General features: G+C 56.2%; 1 pseudogene. It reads right to left on the bottom strand.

Features of this window, described 5'->3' with window-relative positions:
* Positions 1 to 468 (bottom strand): annotated as a pseudogene (locus NCS58_RS34060) (IS3 family transposase); the annotation flags it as partial.

The following is a 468-nucleotide window of genomic DNA, read 5'->3' as shown; positions in this document are numbered from 1 at the left end:
ATTCCAGCGATTTGTTCATAGTAGCGGGCTTCCGCTTCGGCCGGTGGGATGTTGCCGATCGGCTCAAGTAGGCGTCGATGATTAAACCAGTCCACCCATTCAAGCGTGGCGAGTTCGACCGCCTGCACGTTACGCCATGGTCCGCGACGATGAATAACTTCTGCCTTGTAAAGGCCGTTGATCGTTTCGGCGAGTGCGTTATCGTATGAATCTCCGACGCTGCCGACTGACGGTTCGATTCCTGCTTCGGCTAGACGCTCCGTATACCGAATTGAAACGTATGCGACCCGCGGTCCGAATGATGTACCAAACGGTTACTTTCGGCTGGTCGGCGCTCATGTACCGCCTGCTCCAGCGCGTCCAACACGAAGTCAGTACGCGCTGAGCTTGACACTCTCCAGCCTACGATGCGTCGCGCGAACACATCAACGATGAAGGCAACATAAGCGAAGCCTTGCCAGGTGGCCA

The organism is Caballeronia sp. INML3B, from assembly GCF_023631305.1.
Classification (GTDB): domain Bacteria; phylum Pseudomonadota; class Gammaproteobacteria; order Burkholderiales; family Burkholderiaceae; genus Caballeronia; species Caballeronia turbans.
This window is presented reverse-complemented; position numbering and strand designations above follow the sequence as displayed.